24 protein-coding genes are annotated in these 25,509 nt (G+C 70.5%); 12 read left to right on the top strand and 12 right to left on the bottom strand.

All coding sequences use genetic code 11. The annotated features are described in order from the left end of the window. Window positions 1–171: 171 nt before the first annotated feature. Window positions 172–1,014 carry a class I SAM-dependent methyltransferase gene (locus ACFXMV_RS02710; protein ID WP_378499434.1) on the bottom strand — a complete coding sequence of 281 codons (843 nt, stop codon included), beginning with the start codon at window positions 1,012–1,014 and terminating at the stop codon, window positions 172–174. A 47-nt stretch (window positions 1,015–1,061) separates the two neighbouring features. On the opposite strand from ACFXMV_RS02710, the gene ACFXMV_RS02705 reads away from it, so the two are divergent. From ACFXMV_RS02705 to ACFXMV_RS02695, 3 genes are read left to right on the top strand one after another with little or no spacing between them, the layout of a single operon-like run. Then, window positions 1,062–1,667 (top strand): helix-turn-helix domain-containing protein, encoded by a 606-nt coding sequence (locus ACFXMV_RS02705; protein ID WP_378499433.1) that lies wholly within the window; start codon window positions 1,062–1,064, stop codon window positions 1,665–1,667. Window positions 1,668–1,706: 39 nt separating this feature from the next. Continuing rightward, window positions 1,707–3,203 (top strand): adenylate/guanylate cyclase domain-containing protein, encoded by a 1,497-nt coding sequence (locus ACFXMV_RS02700; RefSeq protein WP_378499432.1) that lies wholly within the window; start codon window positions 1,707–1,709, stop codon window positions 3,201–3,203. Window positions 3,204–3,221: 18 nt separating this feature from the next. Then, complete coding sequence (locus ACFXMV_RS02695; RefSeq protein ID WP_378502602.1) at window positions 3,222–4,724, top strand: adenylate/guanylate cyclase domain-containing protein; 1,503 nt, start codon at window positions 3,222–3,224, stop codon at window positions 4,722–4,724. Between the two features lie 31 nt (window positions 4,725–4,755). Here the strand turns inward: ACFXMV_RS02695 and ACFXMV_RS02690 are convergent, their stop codons facing one another. Then, complete coding sequence (locus tag ACFXMV_RS02690) at window positions 4,756–5,496, bottom strand: hypothetical protein (RefSeq protein WP_378498774.1); 741 nt, start codon at window positions 5,494–5,496, stop codon at window positions 4,756–4,758. A gap of 92 nt (window positions 5,497–5,588) precedes the next feature. Continuing rightward, window positions 5,589–6,740 (bottom strand): insoluble domain protein, encoded by a 1,152-nt coding sequence (locus tag ACFXMV_RS02685; protein WP_378498773.1) that lies wholly within the window; start codon window positions 6,738–6,740, stop codon window positions 5,589–5,591. A 470-nt stretch (window positions 6,741–7,210) separates the two neighbouring features. Between ACFXMV_RS02685 and ACFXMV_RS02680 the strand changes: the two genes are divergently transcribed. The 3 genes from ACFXMV_RS02680 to ACFXMV_RS02670 all read left to right on the top strand — a co-directional run bounded on the left by ACFXMV_RS02680 (window position 7,211) and on the right by ACFXMV_RS02670 (window position 9,230). Further along, the gene (locus tag ACFXMV_RS02680; protein WP_378498772.1) at window positions 7,211–7,609 is read left to right on the top strand and encodes a DUF5313 family protein; all 399 of its coding nucleotides are present in this window, start codon (window positions 7,211–7,213) and stop codon (window positions 7,607–7,609) included. A 34-nt stretch (window positions 7,610–7,643) separates the two neighbouring features. Beyond that, on the top strand, window positions 7,644–8,123 hold the full coding sequence (gene rraA, locus ACFXMV_RS02675; protein WP_378498771.1) for a ribonuclease E activity regulator RraA: 480 nt from the start codon (window positions 7,644–7,646) through the stop codon (window positions 8,121–8,123). Window positions 8,124–8,438: 315 nt separating this feature from the next. After that, entirely contained in the window at window positions 8,439–9,230 is a 792-nt protein-coding gene (locus ACFXMV_RS02670) for a methyltransferase (RefSeq protein WP_378498770.1), read from the top strand. A 103-nt stretch (window positions 9,231–9,333) separates the two neighbouring features. Here ACFXMV_RS02670 and ACFXMV_RS02665 read toward each other — a convergent pair whose 3' ends face one another. Next, a complete protein-coding gene (locus ACFXMV_RS02665; protein WP_378498769.1) occupies window positions 9,334–9,552 on the bottom strand; it encodes an RNA-binding S4 domain-containing protein in 219 nt (72 codons plus the stop codon). Between the two features lie 47 nt (window positions 9,553–9,599). Here ACFXMV_RS02665 and lysX point away from each other — a divergent pair, with 47 nt between their 5' ends. The 4 genes from lysX (at window position 9,600) to ACFXMV_RS02645 (ending at window position 15,186) form a co-directional block, all read left to right on the top strand. Then, window positions 9,600–12,947 (top strand): bifunctional lysylphosphatidylglycerol synthetase/lysine--tRNA ligase LysX, encoded by a 3,348-nt coding sequence (lysX, locus tag ACFXMV_RS02660; RefSeq protein WP_378498768.1) that lies wholly within the window; start codon window positions 9,600–9,602, stop codon window positions 12,945–12,947. A gap of 115 nt (window positions 12,948–13,062) precedes the next feature. Beyond that, window positions 13,063–13,752, top strand: a complete 690-nt coding sequence (locus tag ACFXMV_RS02655; RefSeq protein ID WP_378498767.1) for a DUF998 domain-containing protein — start codon at window positions 13,063–13,065, stop codon at window positions 13,750–13,752. Beyond that, entirely contained in the window at window positions 13,749–14,567 is an 819-nt protein-coding gene (locus tag ACFXMV_RS02650) for an alpha/beta fold hydrolase (RefSeq protein WP_378498766.1), read from the top strand. Before ACFXMV_RS02655 ends, ACFXMV_RS02650 begins: the two co-directional genes overlap by 4 nt. A gap of 4 nt (window positions 14,568–14,571) precedes the next feature. Continuing rightward, entirely contained in the window at window positions 14,572–15,186 is a 615-nt protein-coding gene (locus ACFXMV_RS02645; RefSeq protein ID WP_378498765.1) for a histidine phosphatase family protein, read from the top strand. A gap of 22 nt (window positions 15,187–15,208) precedes the next feature. Here the strand turns inward: ACFXMV_RS02645 and ACFXMV_RS02640 are convergent, their stop codons facing one another. Further along, the gene (locus ACFXMV_RS02640) at window positions 15,209–15,505 is read right to left on the bottom strand and encodes a putative quinol monooxygenase (protein WP_378498764.1); all 297 of its coding nucleotides are present in this window, start codon (window positions 15,503–15,505) and stop codon (window positions 15,209–15,211) included. A gap of 295 nt (window positions 15,506–15,800) precedes the next feature. Between ACFXMV_RS02640 and ACFXMV_RS02635 the strand changes: the two genes are divergently transcribed. Further along, a complete protein-coding gene (locus ACFXMV_RS02635; RefSeq protein WP_378502603.1) occupies window positions 15,801–16,886 on the top strand; it encodes an alpha/beta hydrolase in 1,086 nt (361 codons plus the stop codon). On the opposite strand, the gene ACFXMV_RS02630 is transcribed toward ACFXMV_RS02635, so the two are convergent. The 5 genes from ACFXMV_RS02630 to ACFXMV_RS02610 form a co-directional block, all read right to left on the bottom strand. Beyond that, window positions 16,883–18,172: a PucR family transcriptional regulator gene (locus tag ACFXMV_RS02630; RefSeq protein ID WP_378502604.1), complete on the bottom strand. Its 1,290-nt coding sequence runs from the start codon at window positions 18,170–18,172 to the stop codon at window positions 16,883–16,885. The genes ACFXMV_RS02635 and ACFXMV_RS02630 overlap by 4 nt on opposite strands. Before the next feature lie 123 nt (window positions 18,173–18,295). Continuing rightward, window positions 18,296–18,784 (bottom strand): hypothetical protein, encoded by a 489-nt coding sequence (locus tag ACFXMV_RS02625; RefSeq protein ID WP_378498761.1) that lies wholly within the window; start codon window positions 18,782–18,784, stop codon window positions 18,296–18,298. Window positions 18,785–18,833: 49 nt separating this feature from the next. Further along, window positions 18,834–19,328: a hypothetical protein gene (locus tag ACFXMV_RS02620; protein WP_378498760.1), complete on the bottom strand. Its 495-nt coding sequence runs from the start codon at window positions 19,326–19,328 to the stop codon at window positions 18,834–18,836. 152 nt (window positions 19,329–19,480) lie between these two features. Beyond that, on the bottom strand, window positions 19,481–20,389 hold the full coding sequence (locus ACFXMV_RS02615) for a cutinase family protein (RefSeq protein WP_378498759.1): 909 nt from the start codon (window positions 20,387–20,389) through the stop codon (window positions 19,481–19,483). A gap of 141 nt (window positions 20,390–20,530) precedes the next feature. Beyond that, window positions 20,531–21,445 (bottom strand): cutinase family protein, encoded by a 915-nt coding sequence (locus ACFXMV_RS02610; protein ID WP_378498758.1) that lies wholly within the window; start codon window positions 21,443–21,445, stop codon window positions 20,531–20,533. Between the two features lie 194 nt (window positions 21,446–21,639). Between ACFXMV_RS02610 and ACFXMV_RS02605 the strand changes: the two genes are divergently transcribed. Beyond that, window positions 21,640–21,822: a hypothetical protein gene (locus ACFXMV_RS02605; protein WP_378498757.1), complete on the top strand. Its 183-nt coding sequence runs from the start codon at window positions 21,640–21,642 to the stop codon at window positions 21,820–21,822. A 69-nt stretch (window positions 21,823–21,891) separates the two neighbouring features. Here ACFXMV_RS02605 and ACFXMV_RS02600 read toward each other — a convergent pair whose 3' ends face one another. Together ACFXMV_RS02600 and ACFXMV_RS02595 are read right to left on the bottom strand one after the other, a co-directional pair. After that, on the bottom strand, window positions 21,892–23,604 hold the full coding sequence (locus ACFXMV_RS02600) for an Ig-like domain-containing protein (RefSeq protein ID WP_378502605.1): 1,713 nt from the start codon (window positions 23,602–23,604) through the stop codon (window positions 21,892–21,894). Window positions 23,605–23,703: 99 nt separating this feature from the next. Continuing rightward, a complete protein-coding gene (locus ACFXMV_RS02595; RefSeq protein ID WP_378499515.1) occupies window positions 23,704–25,491 on the bottom strand; it encodes an Ig-like domain-containing protein in 1,788 nt (595 codons plus the stop codon). Between the last annotated feature and the right edge of the window lie 18 nt (window positions 25,492–25,509).

Here is a 25,509-nt window from a genome sequence, read left to right as displayed (position 1 = left end):
GCTCGACGATACTCGGCGGGAATCCATTGAGCGGCACGAGCGGATCCTCTTTTCGGGCGAGATGGTTCGCGAAGCCAACCACGAATGGTGTGTTCGCCGAGCCGAATTCGTGGTCGCCGTCCCGTTTCCCGCACGATCCGAGCAGCGCACCCCGATTCACCTCACCGCGGCTCAGCGGCGTCGGGCAGCCCAGGCCGTCCGGCTGCCGCGGAACCTGAGGTCGGTGCGCCGCTGCAGCGAGCCGGGGTGGTCACCCGCCAGGAGCTGGTCGAGGGCGTCGAGGTCGTCGGCGGCGAGACTGTCACCGAGGGAGGCACGGACGCGAGTCAGGAAGGTGTGCGCGTACCGCGCCATGCTCGCCTGCGCGGGACTCGCATCGAAGATGAACGTGCGCTGCTCGGCGATCTCGAACCCGGCCGCCTCCAGGTGCGGCCGCCAGTCCGGGTGCGCATTCCAGTTCGCCAGGGCGATGGCCTCGTGGCATCGCGATTCCAGTCCGGGTCGGCCCACACCCACGTCGTCGGGCAGGAAGCGCGGCAACGCGTCCATCTCGACGACCGCCAGCAGGCCGCCCGGGTTCAGTGCGTCATAGATGTCGCGGAGCACCCGGTCCGGGTCGGCGACGTGATGCAACGACAGCGCGGCCCAGGCGACGTCGACCGTGCCGACCGCGGGCCACCCTGCATCGAGGTCGGCCTGCACGACGCGCAGCCGGTCGGCCAGACCGCCCCCGCGTGCGGACGCCAGGAGGCGCTCGAGCATCACCTCCGACGAGTCGATCGCGATCACCTCGGCCTCGGGGAACCGGCGGGCGAGCGCCAGGGTGCCGGTGCCCGTCCCGGCACCGATGTCGGCGACCGCACGCGGGGCATCGGGGGCGTGCCGGCCCACCCAGTCCGTCACCTCACCCAGGGCGGCGGCGTGCACCTCCGCGTCCAGGTCCAGCATGTCCGCCAGGCCCGCCTCGTCGTGGTGTCCGTGGTGGTGTGCGTGGCGATGGGAGTGCTGTGTCATCCCTCCACTCTAGGGCGATCATGCTCTCAGGGCATACAGTCTTGCTCATGACGCAAGAAGTCGCGATGGACGCCCTGATCCGCCAGCGCATCCGCGGCCTGCGGCTGGCCCGGGGCTGGTCGTTGGACGCCCTCGCCGCACGCTGTTTTCTCAGCCCCTCCACCCTGAGCCGCATCGAGACCGGGCACCGCAGGATCGCCCTCGATCAGCTGGTCCCCATCGCCCGGGCCCTGGGCACCACCCTCGACCAGCTGGTCGAATCGGCCGACGACGAGGACGTGGTGATCCGTCCGCAGCCCGAGCACACGCGGGGGGTGACGACCTGGCTCCTCTCCCGCGATCGCGCCCTGCCCGGTGTGACCGTGGCGAAGATGCGCATCACCCCGGAACGGCCGACCGGAGCGCAGCAGCTGGGTGTGCACCCCGGCCGCGACTGGTTCACCGTGCTGTCCGGCACCGCCCGGCTGCACCTGGGCGAGCGGACACTCCTGGTCCAGGCCGGCGAGGCGGCCGAGTTCTCCACCATGGTCCCGCACGCCATCGGGGCACACGAGGGTCCCGTGGAGATCCTCACCATCTTCGACCGGGACGGGGAGCGCGCCCACCTGCACGGCGCGGCCGATTCACCGCACGCGGAATTCGTGACTGGCTGACGCTCCCGCCAGCCCGTCTGACGCGACTAAGCTGGGCAAATGGACCTACCGGTCACCCGGTACGTCGACCGAGACGGCCACGCTCTCGCCTATCAGGTGATCGGCGAGGGCGGCGCAGATGTGGTCTGGTTCCTCGAGATCGGGCTGCACCCCGACCTGATGTGGACAGACCCACACCTCCACTACCTGTTCGAGCGGATGACGACCTTCGCCCGAAACGTGGCGTTCCAGCGCCGCGGCTTCGGGCTGTCCGAGCCCGTCGATCACATTCCGACGCTCGAGCAACAGGCCGACGACGTACTGGCGGTGATGGACGCCGTCGGGATGGACCGTGCCACCCTCGTCGGCATCGGCAGCACCTGCGGCGCGCTGGCGCTGGTCGCGGCCCGGGCGCCCGAACGGGTTGCCGGCCTGGTCCTCCAGGAGCCTTTTGTGGAGGGTGTGCTCCGGGAGCGCGATGGCCTGCCGCACGGCTGGGACGAGCCGGGCCGGGATCGGTGGGTCGAGGGGTGGCGCAGCGTCTACGACCACTGGGGATCGGGCGAAATCCTGGAAATGTGGGACCCCACCCAGGACTCCCCGTTCAACCGACGCCTGATGGCGCTGCTCGAGCGCTGCTCCGCGACCCCCGCCGCCGCCCGCGCACACCTCGAGTGGCTCTTCCGGATCGACTTCTCCGACACGCTGCCCTCGATACAGTGCACGACGCGGGTTCTGCACGCGGCCGCGTCCCCGGTCCCCGAGGGCGTCGCGCGGTACGTGGTGGAGACGATCCCGCATGCCAGCCTGCACATCCTGCCCCCTACCGCACCCGGATCCTCGCTCGGCGAGGCGTGGATCCCGGTGGTCGACCACGTCGAGCAGCTCGCCACCGGGGTCAGCAGGCCGGTCGACGCCGACCGCTTCCTCGGCTGCGTGCTGTTCACCGATGTGGTTGATTCGACGGTGACGCTGGCCCGGATCGGCGACGTCGCCTACCGCGACGTGCGGGCCGCCCACGAGCACCAGGTCCGCGACGAGGTCGAGCGGGCCGACGGCCGCCTCGTCAACGTCGTCGGAGACGGCACCTTCAGTGTCTTCGACGGGCCCGCCGAGGCGGTCCGCTGCGCCGCCCGCATCTGCCGGTCCGCATACGGCCTCGGCATCGAGGTGCGATCCGGGGTCCACGTCTGCTCGGTAGAGCGCAGTGGCCTTGACCTGACCGGGATGACCGTGCACATCGGCGCCCGGATCGCCGCCGCCGCGGGACCGGGCGAGGTGCTGGTCTCGCGCACGGTCCGCGACATGGTGGTCGGGTCCGGGCTCTCCTTCGTCGACCGCGGCGACCACGAGCTGAAGGGCGTGCCCGGGCGATGGCCGCTGTACGCCCTGATCGACGGCGACCACACCACAACGGCCGCTTTCCGAAAACCGCTGAACCTCAACGCGATCGACCGGGCGATTCTGCGGACGGCTCGCCGCGCACCGCAGGTGCTCCGGGCTGCGGCCGGCATGGCGAATGCCAGGCAGCGCCGACAGTCCCGCCGTCCCGGGTGACGCGACTAGGCTGGGGAAATGGACCCGCCGGGGACCAGGTACGTCGAGCGCGACGGTCACGCGCTTGCCTACCAGGTCGTGGGCGAGGGCGGCGTCGACGTGGTCCTGTACCTCGAGATGGGCCTCCATCCGGACCTGATGTGGACCGACCCGCACATCAATCATCTCTTCGAACGCGCTACCACCTTCGGCCGCTCCGCGTGTTTCCAGCGCCGCGGGGTCGGCCTGTCCGACCCCGTCGACCGCATCCCCACCCTCGAGGAGCAGGCCGACGACGTCCTCGCCGTCATGGACGCGGTCGGTATTCGCCGCGCCACCCTGGTCGGCATGGGCAGCACCTGCGGCCCCCTGGTGCTGCTGGCCGCTCGCGCGCCGGAGCGGGTGGCCGGGCTGATCCTGCACCAGCCGATCATCGAGGGCGTGCTCCGCGCCGGCCCAGACATTCCGCACGGCTGGGACCCCGACACCCTGAGGCGCTATGTCGCGGGGTGGCGCGCCGTCTGCGAGAACTGGGGGTCGGGCCTGCTCATGTCGATGTGGGATCCCAGTCAGGATTCGCCGTTCAACCGGCGGCTGCTGGCGCTGCTCGAGCGCAGCGCGGCATCCCCCTCGTCCGCCCACGCCCACCTCGAGTGGCTGTTCCGGATCGACTGTTCCGACGCGCTGGCCTCCGTTCAATGCACCACGAGGGTGCTCCACGTCGCGGCGGGTTCGATGCCCGAGGCGGTCTCGCGGTACGTCGCGGACACGATCCCGCACGGCGCGCTGTACACGCTCGCCCCCTCGGCACCCGGCTCCTCGCTCGGCGAGGCCTGGGTGCCGATCGTCGACCACATCGAACAGGTCGCCACCGGCGCCGTGCGACCCGTCGACGCCGACAGACGACTCGCCTCGGTGCTGTTCACCGACGTGGTGGGGTCCACCGAGATGCTCGCCCGGATCGGCGACCACCCGTACCGCGACCTGCGGGCCACCCACGAGCGGCAAGTCCGCAACGAGGTCGAGCTCGCCGGCGGCAGGCTCGTGAACGTCGCGGGCGACGGCACCCTCAGCGTCTTCGACGGCCCCACCGCCGCGGTCCGGTGCGCGCGCACCGTCTGCCGCCAGGCGGCGGACCTGGGCCTGAACCTGCGGGCGGGCGTACACGCCGGCGAGGTCGAAGGGGTCGGTGCCGAACTTACCGGGATCACCGTGCACATCGGCGCGCGGATCGGCGCCGCGGCGGGCCCGGGCGAGGTGCTGGTCTCACGGACTGTGAAGGACCTGGTGGTCGGGTCCGGGCTCTCCTTCGCCGACCGTGGCCCGCACGAACTCAAGGGGATCCCCGGCCGGTGGTGGCTCTACGCGCTCGCCGCCCCGGGTGCCGCCGAGGACGCAGAGCCCTGCCCCGTCACGCGGAAACACTTGGACCTCAATATGATCGATCGTGCCGTCCTAAGAACGGCGCGCCGAGCCCCGCAGATACTCCGGACGGCGGTCGGTATCGCCAATGCGCGTCAGCGGCGCCGATCCCGGCGATGAGTCACGGGCCAACCGCGACTCATTGCCAGGCTCACTTGCCCTCTCGAAGCGTGATGGAGGTGATGGCGACGCCGGTCGGCGACGCCGGATCCGCCGCGGTGGTGAAGGTGTGGCGGTAATGATTGGCGCCGTTGTCGGGCCGCCGATCGAACACGTCGACCACGTACCTGCCCTCACCCATCCGCTTCGCGAGCACGCAATGCGTTGTGCCGACGGGGATCTGGGCGATGCCCTGCCCGATCTGCTCCGCGCTGGCGACGAGTGCGTTGGGCGCGACGTAGGTGCGGGCGAGGACACCGTCGCGGGCAACGTAATACGCATCCTCGAATCCGGCGATCGCGGCCGCGCCGCGATCCGACGAGTCGGGGGTGACCAATTCACCGTCGGCGAATCCGTCACACCACGTCGGATCGTCGGGCTCGTCGGCCGCGGCGGACGAAGGGCCCGGCGAGGCCGTGGCGTCCGACGACCCCCGGTCCGCCAGCAGCAGCGCGGTCGCCGCCCCACCCGCGACGACCACCGCCACCGCGGAGGCCAACGCCAGATCCACCCGGTGCCGCCGCAGCCACCCCGGCGGGGACTGCGGCGGGACCCATCCCGTGTCCACGACCGGCGGCGCACCCTCGTGCGGTTTGTCGAACCAGGAACCGGGTGCGTCGGGGTCGGCGGTGCCCGGCTTCGGACCGGCTATCGGGACCCACGGGGGCGGACGACGCTGATCGGACGACTGATCGCCGAACCGACCGCCGGGCGGCGTCTGTCGTGTGCCCACGGTGTCGGACCTCCTGTTGCCGGTGCGCTGGCTGCACAGGCGACCCTAGTGCCTCCCGCCCGAAGTCCATTGAGGACTTCGGGCGCGCGAGACTAGACGGCCAGGCCGTCCCGGCCTGCGGCCAGCGCCTCGCCTGCCATGCCGGCGACGGGACCGAACGCGTGATTCAGCTCCACCGCGGCGGCGTCGAGCCCGGCGATGACCTGCTCGCCACCCGGCTGGGCGAGGGTGGCCTCGCGGGCCGCGACCGCCTGGCTGGTGACCTGGTCCGCGAGCTGCGGGGCCGCGACGACCGCGTCGACAACGGCAGCGGCCGCGGCGGGCTGCTCGATCGCGAGCCGGGCGTACTCCTCGGCGGCCCGCAGCTTCAGGGCCGCGGCGTCGGGCTCGGTGACGTTCGGCAGGACGAACTCGGTCGGGGTGCCGAGGCTGTCGCCCGCGCCGAACGCGGTTCCGGCGAAACCACCGGCCACGCCACCGACGACGGCGCCCGCCGCGGCGGCCGGGATGCCGACCGCCGCGGCACCGACTCCCGCCCCGATCGCGGTGCCGACGGGACCGGCGGCGACCCAACCGATCCCGGGCACGAAGGCGTTGCCCACGCCCACACCGATGTTGCCGCCGATGGTGCCGCCCACGAGGCCGCCGACGGTCGCGACCGGGACGCCTGCAACGAGGGCACCCGCGACCGCACCGGTCGCCGCGCCGCCCACGGTGGCAGCGGCGATCCGGTCGCTGCGCTCGGCGTCCACGCCGATGGACTTCCAGAACGTGTTGACCTGCGCCTCGATCACGGCGGAGGTGTTGTTGGTGCGGTCGAGGTACTCGTCGGAGAGCCAGTTCGGCTGATCGGAGACGAAGTCACCGATCCGCAACCGCTCCTTCGGCGCCTCGATCGGGGCCACCACCTCGACCGCGACGGGCAGGTGCAGTTCCTGGATCTGGACCGGCGCGACGGGCTCGGTGTAGTCGTAGGTCGGCACCGGCCGGGTGGGCACCTCCGCGTACTCGACCGGCGGGGCGATCCAGTACGTCTTCGGCTCCTCGACGACCGGCTCGGCCTCGGGCGCGGGCTCGGGCGCGGCCTCCGCCACCACGCCGGGCTGCTCCGCCTCCGGCACCACCACGCCCGGCTGTGCGAACGCCGGTCCGGCGCAGGTGATCGCGATCGCCAGCGGGATCACTCCCACCACCGTCGCGCGCTCGCTGCGCGCGCGATGACGGGCGCCTGTGTGGTGCTTCATGGGTCTCCTTCAATCTTTCGTGGCGTTAGCGCCACCACCTGAGGTCGCGCGCGGCGCCGTCGATCGGCGTGGCCGCGGTTGGATGACGTGGGTTCGGGTCAGCCAGGAAGAGTGGAATCCGGCAGGCGGAAGGCACGAGCCTCAACCGCGCGTCGCGGGAAGCTGTGGATGACGTGCTCCGGCGCCAGGCGCGCGGCGATTCCCCCGACGTACATATTCCCCCCGGAATACGGTGCCGGCTCCCAGGCGGAGCCGGACTTGCTGCTGTGGTGTCTCCGGGGCCGCCACACCAAGCCGCCGGATCTCCCGGATGGGAGCAACTCAGAAATTTAGGACACGTACCGGTCGGTATGCAAGTTGCTCCCGCGATCTCATTTCGGGCGCGCCGGGTTTCAGCGCCGAGATCGCGGCGCCCACGCATGACCCGTGCGGCCGTTCGGTTCGGGCCGCGAGTGCCCTACCCTGTGACCATGTCCGACCAGCGCAAACCCACCTTCACTCAGTACCTCGGCTACCTGTTCGGACGAACCCTGCCCGACTCCATGCGGGACTGGGTTCGCAATGACCTGGTCGGCCCCGGCGCCTCGGTGCGCTATGTGCTGCGTTTCACACTGCCGCTGATCCCGCTGTTTATGGCGTTCTACTTGCTCATCCCCGGCGAGCGCTGGATTCCGCTCGCGATGATGGCGCTGCTGCTGTTCCCGGTGCTGTACTTCGCGATCGCGCTGATGAACATCTACCGCAGGCACCGGCTGCTCGCCCACGGACTCGACCCGGCACTGCTGGGCGAGAAGGCGCAGCGCCGGGCGGACAGCACCCGCGACGACTATGAGCAGCGCCACGGCCGCGGCGGGTCCGCGGCGAACTAGGCTGTTTGCGTTCAACACACGAAGGGAAGAACAGATGACTGAGCAGGTAGCGACCGCAGATCTGGCCGACGAGATCGGCCCCGACATCCGCAGCTGTGACACTCAGTTCATCCAGTTCGGCGGCCGCGCAGTGTTTTCCGGCCGCATCACCACCATCAAGTGCTTCCAGGACAACCTGCTCGTCAAGCAGACCCTCGGCGAACCCGGCAACGGCGGCGTGCTCGTGGTCGACGGCGACGCGAGCGTGCACACCGCGCTGGTCGGCGACATCATCGGCGGCAAGGGCGTGTCCAACGGCTGGGCGGGCGTGATCGTCAACGGCGCGGTGCGCGACTCGGCGATCCTGCGCACCCTCGAGATCGGCATCAAGGCGCTCGGCACCAACCCGCGCAAGAGCACCCAGACCGGTTCCGGCGAGAAGAACGTGCCGGTCTCCTTCGGCGGCGTCACCTTCAACCCCGGCGAGATGGTCTACAGCGACGACGACGGCGTCGTGGTCCGCGCCGAGGCGTAGTCCCCGGCCCCACGCCGAGTGTGCAGTTTTCGGGGCATCGGCCGAGTGCGCCGCCGACACCTGCACTCTCGCCATCCGTTCAACCCGAAGCGGCGCCCGTGACGACAGTTGTGGGCGCCGCTTTGTCGTCCCGTCGCTGAAACCGAGTCCTGCCAGGGCGAATCACCAGGGCCCCGATCCGCGACCGATCGCGCGATAGCCCCGCGGCCACGCTTCGCACGTGGTAGAACGTGTTCCAGTTTCAGCGTCGCCCATCCGGCGGCCGCTGCCAGGAACGCGGCCCAGCGCCGGCCGCTCGCGTGATGAAGGATCTCGATGCACTGGTACACCGGGAACACCGCCTACGACACCGTCCTGACGATCGCATTCGCCTTCGCGGCGTTCGTCATCGTCGGCGGCTTCTTCGCCCAGAGTTCGTACGGCCGCTTCAGCTCGACGAACCTCGGGTTCAACCTCAACCCGAAACTGGGGTGGTGGCTGATGGAGATCCCCGCGACGGTGGTGTTCGCCGTCTTCTACCTGACCGGCCCGAACCGGTTCGAGCCCACCTCGCTGGTCCTCGCCGGGATCTGGCTGCTGCACTACGCGAACCGTGGCTGGTTCTTCCCGCTGTCGATCAGGCAGGTCCCCGGCAAGCGCAGCACCTTCAACATCTCCGTCATCGGCATGGGCATGCTGGTGACCTGCATGCACGGCTACCTCAACGGCGCGTTCTTCAGCCAGGACTACCTGGGCCAGTACGGGACCGAGTGGCTGACCGACCCCCGCTTCCTGATCGGCGTGGTCATCTACCTGTTCGGGTTCGCCCTGCTGGTCTCGTCCGAGTCGATCGTGCGCAACCTGCGCGACAAGAAGAACCCGGGCACGACCGAGTACAAGATTCCGTATGGCGGCGGGTTCCGGTTCGTGACCAGCCCGGCGTACCTGGGCGAGCTGATCGCCTGGGCCGGCTTCGCGCTGCTGACCTGGTCGCTCGCCGGCCTCGTCATCTTCCTGATCACCGCGGGCAACCTGATTCCCCGGGCCATCGCGACCCACAAGTGGTACCGCGAGAAGTTCTCCGACTACCCCACCGACCGCAAGGCCCTCGTCCCGATGGTCGTCTGATCGCCTGCTTCATCGCCGAGAGTGCAGTTTTCGGGGCATCGCCCGAGTGGGGTGCCGACAACTGCACTCTCGGCGCGTTGCCGCGGTGACACAAGCTGAACCCCTAGCGCGACACCCGCACGCTGATCCCGCCGAGCTCCACCACGTCGCCCTCGTGCAACTGGCGACCGCGCCGGACCTCTTCCTCGCCGTTCACGCTGACCAGCCCGTCGGCGATGACGGCCTTGGCGTCGGCACCTGATTCGATCAGGTTCGCCAGCTTGAGGAACTGGCCGAGGCGGATCGACTCGTCGCGGATCGGGACATCTTCGGGCGCAGGCACGCGTTCATCATCCCCCACGAGACCGGAGAACCCTTCACACTGAGTTGATGACGCCGACCACCACGACCGAGACGTCGCTCGAGTCCGCTCATCCACCGGCCCGCGCGCTGGCGCGCCCGACCAACGGACGCCTGGCGCAGGTCCCCCACATCGCCGGCCTGATCCTGGGCATCTTCGCGACGCTGGTCTTCCTGTGGAGCCTGTCCCCCGTTCTGCGGCACCTCATCCGGGTACCGCGCGAGTACGTGGACACCTACTACTTCGACGCCCCGGACACCAGCTTCGCCTGGGCGCTGGTGGTGGGTCTGCTCGCCGCCGCGATCGCCAGCCGCAAGCGGATCGCCTGGTGGTTCCTGACGATCTACCTCGCGTTGTTCGCTCTGCTGAACCTCGCCGAGGTCGTCGCCGAGCGCAACGTGCACGCCGCGGTGGCACTGGTGGTGCACCTCGCCGTACTCGGCCTGCTGATCGCCGCGCGCAAGGAGTTCTACACCCGGGTCCGGCGCGGGGCCGGCTGGAAGGCGCTCGGCGTCCTGATCCTCGGCCTCGCCGTCGGCGTCCTGCTCGGCTGGGGCGTCGTCGAACTGTTCCCGGGCACGCTCCCCTCGGAGCAGCGGTTCCTCTGGTCCCTCAACCGCGTCGCGGGAGTCGCGGCGCTCGACAACGAGCAGTTCGACGGCCGCCCACACGGATTCGTCAACACCCTGCTCGGCCTGTTCGGCGCCCTCGCCCTGCTGGCCGCGGTGGTCACCCTGTTCCGGTCCCAGCGCGCGTCGAACGCGCTCACCGGCAGCGACGAGTCGGCGCTGCGCGGCCTGCTCGCGCGCTCCGGCGCCGACGATTCCCTCGGCTACTTCGCCACCCGCAGGGACAAGGCGGTCGTCTTCGCGCCCAGCGGCAAGGCCGCGGTCACCTATCGGGTCGAGCTGGGCGTCTGCCTGGCCAGCGGCGATCCCATCGGCGACGAGGAGGCCTGGCCGCACGCCATCGACGCCTGGCTGGAGCTGGCCTCGACATACGGCTGGACCCCCGCGGCGATGGGGGCGAGCGAGCTCGGCGCCACCGCGTACAACCGGGCCGGTCTCACCGTCCTGCAGCTCGGCGACGAGGCGATCCTGCGCACCCGCGAGTTCAACCTGAACGGTCGCGAGATGCGCCAGGTCCGGCAGGCGGTGAACCGGGTTCGCAAGCAGGGCATCACCGTTCGGATCCGACGGCATCGCGACATCCCGCCGGAGGAGATGGCGCAGGTGATCGCCCGCGCCGACGACTGGCGCGACACCGAGACCGAACGCGGCTTCTCGATGGCGCTCGGGCGGCTCGGCGATCCCGCGGACGGCGACTGCCTGCTGGTCGAGGCCGTCGAGGAGCACGACGACGGCGACACCCCCGGCGACGTGCAGGGCATGCTGTCGCTGGTGCCATGGGGCGCGACCGGCGCCTCCCTCGACCTGATGCGCCGAAACCCTCAGGCGCCCAACGGCGTTGTGGAGCTGATGGTGTCCGAGCTCGCCGCAGGCGCCGATCGGTTCGGCGTCAACAAGGTCTCGCTCAACTTCGCCGTGTTCCGCTCCGCATTCGAGGAGGGCAGCCGCATCGGCGCGGGCCCGGTGCTCCGGGTCTGGCGCGGAATCCTGCTGTTCTTCTCCAAGTGGTGGCAGCTCGAGGCCCTGTACCGCTCCAACGTGAAGTACCAGCCGGACTGGGAGCCGCGGTACCTGTGCTTCTCCGACAACCGGGTACTCCCGAAGGTCGGCATGGCGTCCGCGGTCGCCGAGGGCTTCGTGACCCTGCCGCGGCTGCGCCGCCACGACATCAGCAAGCACACCGGCACGCACGTCGCGGTGCCGCAGTCGGTGACCGCGGCCGGGCTGCTGCACACGGACGGCAGTGCGCCCGACGACGTCGCCGCGCTGCCCGCCGACAGCGGCGGGCCCCGTCGCCCGGAACAGGTCCGGGTGCGGATGGACAAGCTGGGCCGGATGGCCGAGGAGGGCATCGACCCGTACCCGGTCGCCTATCCGCCGACCCACACCGTCGCAGGGGCGGCGGCGTCACCGGAGGGCACCCGGGTCCGAATCTCCGGGCGGCTCATGCGGATCCGCGCCTACGGCGGCGTCGCGTTCGCCGAGATCCGCGACTGGTCCGGCGACCTGCAGGTGCTGTTCGACCGGACCGCCGTCGGCGACCGGCTCGACGAGTTCACCGCCGACTTCGACCTCGGCGACCTCATCGAGGTGAGCGGCACCATCGGACGCAGCCGCAAGGGCGAGTTGTCCCTGCTCGCGGCCGAGTGGCGGATGAACGGAAAGTGCCTGCACCCGCTGCCGGACAAGTGGAAGGGGCTGTCCGACCCGGAGACCCGGGTGCGCCAGCGCTATCTGGACCTCGCCATCAACCCCGAGGCCCGCGACCTGCTCACCGCCCGCAGCGCGGTGGTGAAATCGCTGCGGGACTCACTCACCTCGCGGGCGTTCCTGGAGGTCGAGACCCCGATCCTGCAGCAGGTGCACGGCGGCGCGAACGCCGCGCCGTTCATCACCCACATCAATGCCTACAACCTGGACCTGTACCTGCGCATCGCTCCGGAGCTCTACCTGAAGCGGCTGTGCGTGGCGGGCATGGAGCGGGTCTTCGAGATCGGCCGGGTGTTCCGCAACGAGGGCGTGGACTTCAAGCACAACCCCGAGTTCACGATCCTGGAGGCGTACGAGGCGCACAGCGACTACGAACGCATGATGGTGCTGTGCCGGGAGCTGATCCAGGCCGCGGCGGTCGCGGCGCACGGCCGGGAGATCGTGCTGCGTCCCGGACCGGACGGCGAGCCCGTCGAGATCGACATCTCCGGCGACTGGCCGGTCAAGACCATGCACGGCGCGGTCGCGGAGAAGCTGGGCGTCGAGGTGACCCCGGAGACCCCGCTGGAGGAGCTGCGGCGGCTCTGCGACGAGAACGGGATCCCGCACCAGGCCGACTGGGACGCGGGCGCGGTCGCCCAGGAGATGTACGAGCACCTGGTGGAGGACCAGACCGAGTTCCCCACCTTCTACACCAACTTCCCCACCTCGATGTCGCCGCTGACCCGGCCGCACCCCACCATCCCCGGCGTCGCCGCCAAGTGGGACCTGGTGGCCTGGGGTGTCGAGCTGGGCACCGCGTACAGCGAGCTGACCGATCCGGTCGACCAGCGCCGACGCCTGACCGAGCAGTCGATGCTGGCGGCGGGCGGTGACGAGGAGGCGATGGAGCTGGACGAGGACTTCCTGCAGGCCCTCGAGCACGCGATGCCGCCCACCGGCGGGATCGGGATGGGCGTGGACCGGATCGTCATGCTCATCACCGGCGGCAGCATCCGGGAATCCCTCGCGTTCCCCCTGGCCAAGCCGAAGCAGTGACATCCCCGAGGCGAGGCCCGAGAAGGGTGACCTCCCCGAGGCGAGGCCCGAGAAGGGTGACCTCCCCGAGGCGAGGCCCGAGAAGGGTGACCTCCCCGAGGCGAGGCCCGAGAAGGTGACGTCCCTGGGGGCCACGACGACGCAGCGGCGCACCAGAATCGCGACGCTGACCCTGCTGGTGGTCGGCGCGGTCCTGTATTCGTCGTGGCTGCTCGAACTGGTGCTCCCCACCGGGCTCGACCCGACCGCGGTGTTCGCCAGCGAGCTCGCGGCGCTCGATCAGCCGTACGGGTTCCTGTTCCGCACCGGCGACCTGTGCACGGGCATCGTCCTCGCCGTCGCGGGCGGGCTCGGCCTGACGCTGCGGCCGCGGCGGGCGCTCACCACCATCGGCTGGGTCTTCCTCGTCGTCTTCGCGGTCAGCACCGCCGCGGATTCCCGCATGCCGCTCAGCTGCGCCGCGCACGCGAGCGCGCAGTGCGCGGCGCTGGAGGCCGCGGGACTCAACGAGAGTGCCCAGCTGCACGCCGTCACGAGCTGGTTCGCGGCGGTGTCCGCGGCGGTGTCCGGGGTCGCGTTCATCGCGGCGGCGTTCCGCTACCGGTGGCCGCGGGGTCAGCGGGTGTTCGGCGTCGTCCTGCTGTGCGCCTACGCGGCCGGGACGGTCTGGTTGTACTTCGCGACGGGCGGCGGCGACGTCTGGGGCCTCGGGGTGGCGCAGCGGCTTCAGCTCGCCGCCACCTCCGCCTGGCTGATCTTCGTGGCGCTGCACACGTTTCGGGGCCTGCGGCGAGGTTCCACGTGAAACCTCCCGGCACCATCGTCGCGGTCGGCGGCCAATCCCTGCACGTGGTGGTGGAGGGGGCAGGCCCGGCGGTGGTGCTCGTCGGCGGCCTGGCAGGCAACTGGTTCGACTGGGACGCGGTCGCGGCGCTGCTCGTCCGGGTGTGCACCGTGGTCCGGTTCGACCGGCCCGGGTTCGGGCTCAGCCCCGCCTCCGGTGAGCCGCCGACGGTCCGCGGCGAGGCGGACCGGATCGGCGCGGTGCTCGACGCGGTCGGGGTGCGCGCGCCCGCGACGGTGGTGGGGCACTCGATGGGCGCCTGGTACGCCGAGGGATTCGCGCGGATGCGCCCGGAGCGAGCAGCGGCGCTGGTGCTGCTCGACGCCAGCATCCCCGCCCGTCACCCCGCCTCGCTCCCCCGCCGCTGGCGGTTCGGACTGGCCACTGCGCTCGCGCACGGCGCCGCGGCGAGCGGGCTGCAGCGCTTGGCCGGGCCGCGGGTGCGCCTGTTCACCCACGGCGCGCCCGACGCGAATGCCGTCGGGTGGATACGGCAGACCTTCACCGACCCCGACTACCTGCGGTCGGCGCTGGTCGAGAACGCCGCCTACCCGGACCTGGGTGCCGAACTCGAGCGACTCCGCCCGCTCGGTCCTGTGCCGCCGACCCTGGTCGTGGCCGCCGACTCGGGGCGGTCCCCGCGCTGGGTCGTCCGGCAGCAACGGCTCGCCCACCGGCTCGGGGCCCGGTTCGAGACGCTCCGGCCCGCCCGGCACAACATGATGGCGGACCGTCCGGCCTCGGTCGCGGCCCTCATCGCGGGCATGACAGTCTGACCGGGTGCAACTGCTGCTGATCCGTCATGCGCTGCCCGAACGCATCCTCTCCACCGACTCCACCGACGGCGCCGACCCCGGCCTCACGGACGACGGCCACGCACAGGCGGCACGGCTGCCCGACGCCCTCGCCCCGTACCCGATCTCCGCGATCGTCAGCAGCCCACAACGGCGGGCCCTGGACACGGCGGCGCCGGTCGCCGTGTCCCGCGGACTCCCCGTGGTGGTCAACGCCGGACTCGCCGAGTACGACTACCGCCGGACGCACTACATCCCCATCCACGAGGCCAAGGCCATCGCTCCGGACGCGTACGCCCGCATCCTGGCCGGGCACTTCCCCGGCTTCGTCGACGAGCGGGAGTTCCGGTCCCGGGTCCGCGACGGCCTGGCCCGGGTGGTCGCGGGGGCCGACCACGAGGACACCGTGGCGGTGTTCGCGCACGGCGGCGTGATCAACGTGTACCTCCAGGGACTGCTCGGCCTCGACCGGCCGCTGACCTTCCCGATCGACTACGCCTCGATCACCCGCATCCTGGTGTCCCGCAACGGCGATGCCCGGGTGGCGTCGGTGAACGAGACCGGCCACGTGCGGGACCTGCTGGTCCGGCACCGCCCGTAACCACCCGGTTCGACTACCTGATTCAGACCTCGATTTGGGTCAGCGGGTGGATCTGCGGCGCACCCGCCAGGTGAGCACCGAACGTTCCCATCGCGGCCTGCAGGTGCGGCGTCGCCATGTGCGCCTTCAGGGCCTCCTGGCCGGTCCACGTCTCGACGGTGACGAAGGTGCCCGGGGCCGCAGACGATTCGTACAGCTCGTAGCCCAGGCAGCCGTCCTCGCCTCGGCTGGCGGCGGCCAGGGTCGACAGCCCGTCCCGCACGATCTCTTCCGAACCGGGCTTTGCGGCGATGGTGGCGACCACCTTCAGATCCGACATCGACTCCCTTTCCTCGCGGCCGCCCGATGCGACCGTCTCCGGTCACGCTACGTGCCCGCGGACGCCGTCGCCGGGGTTAGCGAACCCCAAACTGGACGCTCGTACACAAATACTGGACGCTCAGTACAGAGCCGGGCCGATTTCTCGTGCGGCCAGGCCGGTGGCAGCCCGGAAGATACGACCTAATGTCCTTGAGCATGCCAGTGACCGCCATCACATTTTGACCGCGCAGACGGCCTCCACGCCGCGCGCACCGATGACGATCGCGTTCCCTGCGAAGCCCAAGGATGTCCTCGTGACCAGTAGTGAAGTTGTGGAGTTTGTCGGTGCCGGCGACCGCGAGTTCGGTTCGACGGCGGCTCGGTTCATCGAAGGCGCCGCGGCGCCGCAGCCGCGCCACCTCCCGACCACGGTCGATCGCCAGGACATCCGCGGCACCAGCGTGCAGTCCCGCCTGCTGGCCCAGGCGCTGCGAATGACAGTCCGCCCGGTCATCTCGTTGTGGTCCAAGGCCTCGGCGCTGCCCTGGCCGATGAAGTACCTCGACGATGTGAGCGCGCGGATGCACCCGCCCATCGAGGGAACCCGCAGCCACACCGTCCTGCTCGACAACTGCAGCGCCCAGTGGGTCAAGGCGGATGGCGCCGACGGCGATCGCGTCGTCCTGTACCTACACGGGGGCGGATTCCTGTTCTGCGGGATCGGTACCCACCAGCGCCTGGTTTCGCGGATCTCGGCCTCCGCGCAGGCGCCCGTCCTGATGGTCGACTACCGCATGCTCCCCGCGCACAGCATCAGCGACGCCGTCGACGACGGGGTCAACGGCTACCGGTGGCTGCTGGACAAGGGCTACCGGCCCGATCAGATCGTGATCGCCGGGGACTCGGCTGGCGGCTACCTGTCCTTCATGATCCCGCTCGCGATCCGCGAGCAGGGCCTGCCCGGTCCGGCCGGGATCGTGGCGCTCTCACCCCTGACCGAGATGGACCCCGCCCGCAAGACCGAACACCGCAATGCCGGTCGCGACGCGATGCTCCCGAGCAACGCGCTCGACGAGCTCGCCCGGATCTCGGGTCGCCGCGACTCCCGATCCGGGTCGTCCCGTGACCAGTCCCGGATGTGCCCGGTCGACAGCGACCTGCGAGGCCTGCCCCCCGTGCTGATCCAGGTCGGGTCGCACGAACTGCTGCTGCCGGACTCCGAGCTGATGGCCGACCGGCTCGCCGAGGCGGGCGTGCCCTGCGAACTCCAGGTGTGGCGCCGCCAGGTGCACGTGTTCCAGGCGGCCGCCGACCTGGTGCCGGAGGCGCAGCGCGCGATCGAGGAGATCGCCTACTTCATCAGGACTGCCACACCGGAACCGCTGAGCGTGGTCCGCTAACCGCCGGTGCTCGGGGCGGGCGAGTCCGATCCCGCCTCGAGCACGGCCGCGCCGAGCCAGTGGCACAGCGCCAACGCGATCTCCAGGTCGAGGCGGCCGTCGCGGAGCTTGTGCCCGAGCTGATCCTCGGCCTTGCGGAGCCGGTACACCACCGAGTTCTTGTGCATGTTCAGCTGTTCCGCGGTCGCGGTGTAGCTGGCGCCGTTGGCCAGGAACACTCGGATCGTCTCCCGCAGCCGCTCACTGGTGGCGTCGTCAACCGCAAGCGGGCCGAGCACGTCGCGCACCCACATCCTGGCGGCCGACATGTCCGCACACATCAGCGCGATCGCGCCGACCTCCGCGCTCGAGACGACGAGCGGGCCGGGCCGGGCCGAGTTCTGGGCGACCACCTGCGCAGCCATCGCCCGCTGATGGGTGCGCCGGAATCCGGCTATTCCCTCGGCGGGCGCCCCGACCGCGGCCCTGACCGGGTGTTCCCACCCCGCCACGATCGGCCCGATCGCCGCAATGTCGACCGCTGGCCCGACCGGCAACCACGCCCACGCCTCGTTGTCGGCGCGGGGCAGGACCAGCGGTGCCGCCGTGCAGCCGAGCTTGTCCGCGAGGGCACCGACCGAACGCTCGAGGAAGCTCATCTCGTCATCACCGGACTCGGTCCGCTCGGTCCACACCGCCAGCGCCAGATGCCGCTGGCCCAGCCGATATCCGAGGGCGAGTTCGGCCGCGGGTAGGTCCGTCGCCCGGCCCGTCAGGAGCTGTCCCACGCACGCCTCACGGGAGGCGTTGCTGCGCCGCAGCCAGAGCTCGCGCTCAGCCTCGTAGACGGCCGCCAGCTGGTGCGCCACCCGATCGCCGTAGCCGCCGGCGTCGGTCATGATCAGCACCGCGGCCTGCGCAACCACCGCGGCGTCGTCGCTGAGCAGCTGCATCTGTTCCAGGCACCACCGCATCACGGTGTCGGTGGCCAAACGGTTGGCGCGCTCCATCACGGCGGGCGAGACTCCGCGCTGCGCTAGCCGCCGCGCGTGCTCGATCGCGGTCGCCGGGACATCGGCGCGCCCCGCCTCGATCCGGTGCTGCAGGATCTGGCGGATCGAGGCCAGCGTCTCCACCGTGGCGGCGGCCTGCATCGTGGCGATCTGCGGATCCCGGGCCTCCTCGATCTCGGAGGTCAGCCGATCGATCACCCGCGCCTTGAGTTCCCCGCTCTGCGCCTCCATCACCGAGGCGAGCGCAACAACCAATTCCCGCGCGGCCAGGGCCGAGTCACCTGCAGATCGCATGTGCCGCCTCCCTTGTCGCCGCTCATGAGGCCAAGCTGTCGGCCGCGTCGCTGCGCATTGTGCCTGACACTTTCGCCGCGTGTGTCCAGTACCCCGAAAGTCACCGAGTCCCGGCGCCATCGATCATGCCGTACCCGCGCCCGAGTGGATCGTTCCCGCACGCCGAGCGCCTTGGCCGGCAACCAGCAGCACGAGCAGCACGACCCACGCCGCGACGAAGGCGAGCACACAGATCGCGGTGAGCGTGTCGCTCACCGCGAGCGTGCCCGAGGTGGCCCCGACGACCTGAGTGAACACCGACGCCCGGGCGTCCGCGTCGTCGCCCGCGTCCACGAGGAAGAACCCGAAACCGAGCATCGACGCCCACACCACCAGGTGCGTCCCCCACTGCGGCGGGGTGAGGCGACCCGCACTCGCGGGCACCCGCTGCGTGATCGCGAGGATCGAGGAGAGCCCGAGGGCGAGGATCAGCACCGGGACCGCGGTGTAGGTGAGGACCACGATCCACCACCCGCCCGCGCCGAGGAACGCGCGCCCTATCCACACCCACACGATGAGCAGAAGGTTCAGCGGGACCATCGCGTAGAAGGTGAACGCCCGGATCTCGGTCATCGCCCGAATCTAGCTGGCCCCGAGCGGCGGTCGCAGCGCGTCGGCCGGGTCAGGACCCGAACAAGGTCCCCAGGATTCCGGTGAACAGGCCGGTGAGCAGACCGGTGAACAGTCCGCCGAACGGATCGCTCGGGCTTCCGCCATCATCGGGCGGCGACTCGGCCGCGGTCACCGTCACCGTGGTGCTGTCCGGATCGAACTCGTAGTTGGGCCTGTTGTTCTCGCTGTCGCGGCACCGGGGGTCGACCACATAGGTTCCGCCGGCAAGGTTCGTGTACGTGAGCACACCGTGGCCGGAGGCATCGAGGTCGAACTCCCTGCCACCAGTGCCTTCCTCGATCGGTGCCCAGCACCTGATCCCGGTGGCATCGGAGGTGACGCCGTCGACCGTGATGGTGATGCTGCCTTCGCCCGTACTGACGGAATAGGTTCCCGCCGTCACCGTCGCCGATCCGACTGCCGGGGTCGCCACTATCGCGAGCGCCGCCAACCCGGTCAATACCCCGGCGCCTGCCGCGCGCCTGGCGAACTTTGTTCCATTCATGAGCCGTGTCCTTTCAGATGTCAAGCACGAATTTCGTTGAAAGCCCTCACATTTGAAGGGTTTCGACGTGCTGAGAACACCTACCAGCCTGATGAAGGGAAGAGCCGGGCACCATCACCAGCAGGGCGGAAAGCCCTCACCCCTGCGAGCGGTCAGGCCTTGGCGCGCAGCCAGCCCGCCAGCCACGCGGTCGGGGTGGTGCCCGCCCCGTCGACGGCGTAGCCCTGGTAGTTCTGGTGGGCGCCGGTACCGTAGAACGCACCGAGCTCGTCGCGGCGCTGCGCGTTGGCCTGATCGCTGAGCTGACCCTGCAGGGTGGGAACGCCACCGGCACCGAGCAATTCGTTCCAGAGCGCGCCGGCATCCGGGCGTTTGAGCAACTCGTCCACGGAGCCCGCGTCCGAGTTCTGAACCGTGACGCCCGCGATCCGGGTCACGAAGTCGTCGCGCTCGGTGGCGCAGTACAGGTCGCCGGGTGCGCAGAAGGTCACCGTCCGGTCGCCGACCGCGCCGAAGCCCCCCATCCGCGGACCGCCCGAACCGAAACCCTGTACGCGCGGGCCGATCAGCACGTCGGTCTCCGCGCGCCGCGGATCCGAGAGCAGCCCGACGCCCGCCACCTTCTCGGGACGCACGGAACTCAGGCCGGAACCGATCTCCGCGGCCAGGTCACCCGCCGCGTCCGCACCCTGGCTGTAGCCGATGATGCCGAACCGCGTGGTGGCGCAGGTCCGCTGCATCGCCTCCAGCAATCCGCGCGCGTTGTCGGTGGCCTGCCGTTTCGAGGCGGCGTAAACCTGTGTCTCCCAAGGGAACGCGGTCGCGGCGTAGGTCACGTATTCGGTGCGGATGTTCGGCGACGCCAGCGCGCCGGTCACCGCGCCGAGCATTCCGGGGGCCGGTTGCCTGGCGGGTCCGGTCTCCCAGGTGCCCGGGATGGACACCACGTAGAGGTTCGGGCATCCGGCGCCGGATGCATCGGCCTGGGCCACTCCCCCGGAGATGCCGATGGTGGCCGCGGCGACGACGGACGCGATTGCGAGGGTCTTCTTCAGGCTCATGGGGGTGCTCCGTGGGCTCGTGACAGGCGGATTGGTCTTCACCAAGCCTGATCGACGGAACGCACGGCAACCATCGCCCCTGGGGTGGAGATCACTCACCCGACGCGCGGTCACCCCGTCCACCGGGGCGACCCGCGCAGGTCACGCGCGGTCGCGCAGCCACCCCGCCAGCCATGTGGTCGGGGTGTTTCCCGCGGCATCGACGGCGTACCCCTGGTAATCCTGGTGGGCGCCCGAACCGTAGAACTGCACGAGCTGATCTCGACGGTCCTCGTTCGCCTCATCGGTGAGCTGGTTCTGCAGCGTCGGGATGCCGCCCGCGCCGAGCAGATCGGTCCAGAGCGACTCGGCCTGGGGAGCAACCTTCGGCGAGTCCGAGGACCCGGCGCCGGAGTTCTGCGCCGCGAAGCCGGCCATCCGGGTGACGAAGTCGTTGTCCTCGGTCGCGCAGTACAGGTCACCGGGCGCGCAGAACGTCACGGTCCGGTCGCTGACCCAGCCGAACCCACCGATCCGCGGTCCACCCGCGCCGTTGCCGGGCACGCGCGGGCCGATCAGCACGTCGCTGTCCGCTCGCCGCGGGTCGGAGAGCAGCCCGACGGCCGCCACCTTCTCGGGGCGGATGGTGCTGGTGCCGGTGCCGATCTCCGCGGCCAGGTCGCCCGCCGCGTCCGCGCCCTGGCTGTAGCCGATGATGCCGAACCGCGTGTCGGCGCAGGTCCGCTGCATCGCCTCGAGCATCCCGCGCGCATTGTCGGTGGCCTGCTTCTTCGAGGCGCCGTACACCTCCCCCTCCCAGGGGAACGCGGTCGCCGCATAGGTGACGTAGTCGGACCGGACCTTCGAGGCGGGCAGCGCGTTCGTGACGGCGGAAAGCATGCCGGGGCCCGGGCGCTTGTCCGGCTCCGTGGAGGTCTCCCAGGTACCCGGGATCGCGACCACGTACAGGCTGGGGCAACCCGACGGAGCGGCCTGCGCGGCGCCGCCGGAGATCACCGTCCCCACGGTGGCCGCGGCGAACGCGGACAGAACTGCGATGGTCTTCCTCAGGCGCATTGTGCGAGCCCCCTCTTTCCTTCCGATTCCCGGTCCGGCATGCAGATACTGCCATCGGGAGGTATCAAAAAGATGCACAGACGATCAACCAGACGCTACCGCAGTTCCCGGTGACCGCGCGCACCGAGATCACCCCCGGCCGATAGCCCCGGGGTGCCGGCCGACCCGTTCACGAAGCGGGGCAGAATCGGACCATGATCGACGCCCCCGTGATCGTGACGATCGCCTCCGTCTGCGTCGGGTTCATCCTGTTCGTGACGGCCGCCAGCGGCGCCCGCGGACGCTGGCGCCGGGGCGTGGTGATCGCGCTCTTCGCGGCCGCGATTTGCTTCCTGACGATCGTTCCGCTGACCGTCGCGCTGACCGCAGGGGTCTAAGGCGCTCCGCGCCCGTGAGTCCTTATGGTCCCGCTGGGGGCCAGAAGGACTCACGGGCGGCGAAGCCGCCTACGAACCGAAGAGGTTCTCGAGGCTGCCCAGCGGGCCGCCGTTGCCCGGACCAACCGGATCGCCCGGGATGGTCACCGTCTGTGGGTCAGATGCGGAGGCGATGAATCCGGTCGATCCGGTGAACTCCGCGGTGACGCCGTAGGTGCCGCTGTTGGCGAACGTGGTGGGCAGCGTCGCGACACCGTTGACGACCGGCACCGGGGCACCGATCAGGGTGTTGCCGATCTTGAATTGCACCGTGCCGTTGGCGTTCGCCGGGGCGACGTTCGCGGTCAGGGTGACCGGCTGCCCCTTCTGGGCGGTCCCGACCGGGGCGAGCGTCGTGGTGGTCTGAACCGCGGCGGGCGGCGGGTTCGTCACGCTCACCGGGAATGCCGGCGCCACCGAGGGCGCGACGCCGTTGGTGCCCGAGTAGCGGGCGACGACGCTGTGGGTTCCGGTGCCGGTGAAGGTGTACGGCGCGATCGCGACGCCGTCGCTGCCGACGGTCCCGGTCACCTTGTCACCGCCGTTGACCGTGAACTCCACGGTGCCGCCCGCGACGGCGGGCGTGACCTGTGCGGCGAGGTTCACGTCCTGGCCGACGTGCGCCTGGGTGGGGCCGGTGGTCGCGACGGAGGTGACGATGTCGTCGGTGCTGACGGCGATCGTCTTCGGCGCGGAGGTCGAGGCCTCGAAGCCCGTCGTGCCCGAGAACGCCGCCGTCACGGTGTGGTCACCGTCGGTGGTGAAGGTATGCGTGATCGACGCCGCACCGTTCGCGACCGTGACCGGCGCGCCGACCGGGGCGCCGTCGATCGTGAACTGCACGGTGCCGCCGTTCGCGGCCGGATCGACGTTCGCGGTCAGCGTGACCTCGTCGCCGTTCTTCACCGCACCCGGGCCGTTCACGGTGACAGTGGTCTGCTTGTCCGCCTCGGTGATCTGGGTGGCGGAAAGCGGGCCTGCACCGGCGTTGAGCGGGGCGCTCGCGCTGTCGCGCGGGGTGCACTGCGTCGGCGCCCAGGCGATGATCCCGAGGGCCGCGCTTGCCCTCGGCAGGAAGGTCATGAAGTTCTTGTCCTTGCCCCACTGTCCGGCCTCGCCCGCGGTGCGGAGCTTGAGCTCCACGGACCCGGAGGGGCCGGCCTTGAGTCGGGCCTTGACCGTCGGCAACTGGAAGGTGGTCTCCGCCCCCCCGGCCGCCGCGGCGACGATGCCGGCCACGCTGCTCTTGCTCGAGTTCGGTCCGTTGCCGATGACCTCGTTGTTGCCCGACAGGCGCAGCACGGTGCCGTTCGCGTCGACGTTTCCGGCCTCGTTGACGCGCAGCACATTCGGCGCGACACCGCTGAGGCCGCTGCTGGTGCCCGGCACGACCTCCGCGCCGAGGAACTCGACGTTCTCCGGCATCGCAACGTCGATCTTGATGCGCGAGACACTCGTGACGCTGGCCCCCGACGTCGAGTTCGGGAAGGAGATCGTCGACGGGCGGATGGTGACGTCGAATTCCGCACCGGCGTTGACGGTCTCGGGGGCGTCGACGGTCACCCCGGCGTCGTCGGTCTGGGTCTGCGGTCCGGCGACGGCCGACGGGGTGGCCAGGCAGGAGGCCTTGAAGTTGGTGGTGACGGGTGCCGCGGCGGCGGGGACCCCCGCCAGCATGGTGATGCCGGCGAGCGCACCTGCGCCTATCGGTGCGACGAGCCCGCGAATTCGCTTCTTCTGCACGAGTTCTCCTACGGATGAATGAAAGAAGGTCAGTGGTGCCCGGCCGGATCCTGGGCGTGAACTGGCCACGCCCAGGATCCGGTCACGGGTGAGAGCGGGCTAGGAACCGAAGAGGCTGCTCAGCGAACCGAGGTCGGCGCTACCGGAGCCGCCCGGGGTACCCGGGGTGGAGGCAACGATGTTGACCACGGTCGGGCCGGAGACGGACTCCTTGTGCCCGTTGTCGCCGGAGTAGACCGCCGTGATGCCGTGGGTGCCCTCGGCGTCGAACGTATGGGTCAGGGTCGCAACACCGTTCACGACCGGGACCGGCGCACCGACGGCCTCGGTGCCGACCTTGAACTGGACGGTGCCGGTGGCGCTGGCGGGCGCGACGGTCGCGGTGAAGGTCATCGTCTTGCCGACGGCCGCCGCACCGGTGACTCCGAGCGTGGTGGTGGTGGCCACGCGGGTGTCCGGGGCCTTGACGGTCACGTCGAACCCGGCGGAGGTCGACGGGGTGAAGCCCGCGACGCCGATGAACTTGGCGACCACGCTCGCGGTGCCAGCGGCGGTGAAGGTGTGCGGCAGGATCGCGACGCCGTCACCGGTGCCGACGGGCGCGGTGCCGACGGGGACACCGTCGACCAGGAACTCCACGTCGCCGCCGCTGGGAATCGGCATGACCGTGGCGGACAGGTTCACCGGGGTGCCGGTGGTCGCGGTGACCGGTTCGAGAACCGTTGTAGTGGTGCCGAAGTCGGCGTCGGTGACGGCCAGCGGGGATGCGGCGGAGGCGGAGTTGCCGTAGCCGCCGGTGCCGACGAAGTTCGCGGTGACGTTGTGCGAGCCGGCCTCGGCGAACTTGCGGGTCAGGGGCGCCTGGCCGTTCACCACGTCGACGGGGGTACCGAGGTCGGTGGCGCCGTCCTTGAACTGGACCCGACCGGTCGCGGTTGCCGGGGCGACGGTGGCGGTGAAGGTGACGTCGTCACCCACGGTGGCGGTGGCCGGAACGTTCACCGTGGTGGTGGTCTCCGCGGTGACGTCGACGGTCGCCGCGGCCGACACCGAGTCGTGGAAGCCCGCGCCGCCGGTGAAGGCCGCGGTGATCGCGTGCGCACCCGGGGTGTCGAAGGTGTGCGAAAGGGTGGCGACGCCACCGGAGACGGCGGCCGGTGCGCCGATGTCGGTGCTGCCGTCCTTGAACTGGACGGTGCCTGCGGAATTGGCGGGGCCGACGTTGGCGGTCAGCGTCACGGCCTGGCCGGTCTGCGCGGTCGCCGGTGCCTGCAGGGTCGTGTTCGTGGCGACCTTCGGGTCGACCACCCGCACCCACGCGCCCGCCGGGTTGGCGCCCTGCCCCGTGCTGAACGAGTAGACGTCGAACTCGAAGCCGGCGTTGTAGTCGCCGAAGGCCTGGGTGGTGGGGATCTTGTAGGTGACGGCGAAGGTCACGTCGTTCTTGAATCCGCTGCCGAACCCGAAGACCGAGCCGCAGCCGCCGCCGGAGCAGGTCGCCTTCACGCCTGCGGCCCCCTCGTCGACGACACTTGCCTGCTTGCTCACGGTGTTCGAGACGTACTGGAAGCCGTCGGGCTGGATCTGACGCATCGCGGTGACGAGTCGGTCCGTCCCGTTGTTCTTCCAGACCTTCGCGGTATAGGTCACCGTGTCGCCCGGATGCACGACGTTGACACCCGCCTGGGCACGGTCGACCGCGGTCCCGTTCACGGCGGACAGGCTCAGGTTCCACCGGAGGTTGTCGGCCGTCTTGTCACCCGACCACGCGGGCGGCGGCGGTGTCGGCTGCGCGACGGCGGTGCCTGCACCGCCGAGCATCAGGGTCATCGCGGCACCGGCCGTGACGAGGGGTGTCGCCAGGCGACGGGTCAGGGACAAGAGCACGGTTACCTCCTGAACGGC

The sequence above is a fragment of the Rhodococcus sp. NPDC059179 genome, assembly GCF_042754885.1.
Classification (GTDB): domain Bacteria; phylum Actinomycetota; class Actinomycetes; order Mycobacteriales; family Mycobacteriaceae; genus Rhodococcus_G.
Note: the sequence above shows the minus strand (reverse complement) of the source record. Positions and strands in the feature narration are given on the sequence as shown.